The sequence below is a fragment of the Mesorhizobium vachelliae genome (genome assembly GCF_033977325.1).
GTDB classification, from domain to species: domain Bacteria; phylum Pseudomonadota; class Alphaproteobacteria; order Rhizobiales; family Rhizobiaceae; genus Mesorhizobium; species Mesorhizobium vachelliae.
In genome coordinates, this window is sequence record NZ_JAVIIR010000045.1 from 1 (window position 1) to 2500 (window position 2500).

2 rRNA genes (1 of these 2 cut by a window edge) are annotated in these 2500 nt (G+C 55.4%); both read right to left on the reverse strand.

The features are described 5' to 3' along the window. Positions 1–231: 231 nt before the first annotated feature. A 5S ribosomal RNA gene (gene rrf, locus RFM41_RS33780) occupies positions 232–346 on the reverse strand. 249 nt (positions 347–595) lie between these two features. After that, positions 596–2500: ribosomal RNA gene (locus RFM41_RS33785) — 23S ribosomal RNA — on the reverse strand; it runs 895 nt beyond the window's last position.

Sequence of the window (2500 nt, forward strand, 5' to 3'; positions counted from 1 at the left end):
ACGAGCAAGCGTTTGCTTGCGACTACGAGCAAGCGTTTGCTTGCGAGCTTAGAGGTAAGTTTGGTCTTACCGTATTCAAGGGGCTGCCAAATGAAAGGGCCGCTTGCGCGGCCCGGGCTCCCGTTTGGCGGGCCTTATGCATGTCGCCCAAAAGTGCCTGGCGGTTTTGGGACAACGACATGCATCACAACAATCGTAGAGAGAAGATTGAGGTGAACGTGCGCTTGGCAGACCTGGCAGCGACCTACTCTCCCGCGTCTTGAGACGAAGTACCATCAGCGCTGGAGCGTTTCACGGCCGAGTTCGGAATGGGATCGGGTGCAGCCGCTCCGCCATAACCACCAGGTCGGCAAAACGCACGTTCAAATCGAGAAGCTGTTCAAGCGCGATCCGTAGGATCGTCGCAGCACGATCCGAGGATCGTCGTTTTTGTGCCAAGGCGACGCCTGCGTTTTGCCTACGGGCGAAGCCCGTAAGCGCGACTGCGCGTCGCCGGTTTTCCGGCGCCCTCGCGGAGCATAGGCCCTGCAAGGGCCGCTCATGCGTGAGCGCTGGTAAACCATCCGACTTCGTCGGATGGATACAAGTAATGAGAACGATCAAGCCTATCGAACTATTAGTACCGGTAAGCTTCAAGCGTTGCCGCTCTTCCACACCCGGCCTATCAACGTGGTCGTCTTCCACGGTTCTCAGGGAATACTCGTTTCAAGGTGGGTTTCCCGCTTAGATGCCTTCAGCGGTTATCCCGTCCGGATATAGCTACCCTGCGATGCGGCTGGCGCCACAACAGGTCCACCAGAGATCCGTCCATCCCGGTCCTCTCGTACTAGGGACAGATCCTTTCAATATTCCTACACCCACGGCAGATAGGGACCGAACTGTCTCACGACGTTCTGAACCCAACTCACGTACCGCTTTAAATGGCGAACAGCCATACCCTTGGGACCTGCTCCAGCCCCAGGATGCGATGAGTCGACATCGAGGTGCCAAACAACCCCGTCGATATGGACTCTTGGGGGTCATCAGCCTGTTATCCCCGGCGTACCTTTTATCCGTTGAGCGATGGCCCTTCCACGCGGGACCACCGGATCACTATGACCGACTTTCGTCTCTGCTCGACTTGTCAGTCTCGCAGTCAGGCAGGCTTATGCCATTGCACTCAGCGAACGATTTCCGACCGTTCTGAGCCCACCATCGCGCGCCTCCGTTACTCTTTAGGAGGCGACCGCCCCAGTCAAACTACCCACCATACATTGTCCCGGACCCGGATGACGGGCCGCGGTTAGACATCCATAGTAATAAGGGTGGTATTTCAAGGGTGGCTCCACCTGAGCTGGCGCCCAGGCTTCAAAGCCTACCACCTATCCTACACATGCCACTACGAATGCCAATGTAAAGCTATAGTAAAGGTGCACGGGGTCTTTCCGTCTAACCGCAGGAACCCCGCATCTTCACGGGGAATTCAATTTCACTGAGTCTATGCTGGAGACAGCGGGGAAGTCGTTACGCCATTCGTGCAGGTCGGAACTTACCCGACAAGGAATTTCGCTACCTTAGGACCGTTATAGTTACGGCCGCCGTTTACTGGGGCTTCGATTCAGAGCTTGCACCCCTCCTCTTAACCTTCCAGCACCGGGCAGGCGTCAGACCCTATACGTCGCCTTGCGGCTTCGCAGAGCCCTGTGTTTTTGATAAACAGTCGCTACCCCCTGGTCTGTGCCACCCTCCCCTGCTTGCGCAGAAAAGGGTCACGCTTCTTCCGAAGTTACGCGTGCAATTTGCCGAGTTCCTTCAGCATAGTTCTCTCAAGCGCCTTGGTATACTCTACCTGACCACCAGTGTCGGTTTCGGGTACGGTCTATAAGGAGGAGCTATTTCCTGGAACCACTCCGCTGCCCTTTCAATCCGATAAGATTGGACAACTTGTGTGATCCGTCACTACCTCCAGGCCCACGAATATTAACGTGGTTCCCATCGACTACGCGTTTCCGCCTCGTCTTAGGGGCCGGCTAACCCTGCTCAGATTAACTTTAAGCAGGAACCCTTGGTCTTTCGGCGGGGGAGTCTCTCACTCCCCTTACGTTACTCATGTCAGCATTCGCACTTCTGATACCTCCACCGCCCCTCACGGGTACGGCTTCATCAGCTTACAGAACGCTCCGCTACCGCTCGTGATTGCTCACGAACCCTAAGCTTCGGTGTATGGCTTTAGCCCCGTTACATTTTCGGCGCAAAGACCCTTATTTAGACCAGTGAGCTGTTACGCTTTCTTTAAATGATGGCTGCTTCTAAGCCAACATCCTGGTTGTTTTGGGATCCTCACATCCTTTCCCACTTAGCCATAACTTGGGGACCTTAGCTGTAGGTCAGGGTTGTTTCCCTTTTCACGACGGACGTTAGCACCCGCCGTGTGTCTGCCGACTAGTACTCCCAGGTATTCGGAGTTTGGTTAGGTTTGGTAATCCGGTGAGGACCCCTAGCCCATCCAGTGCTCTACCCC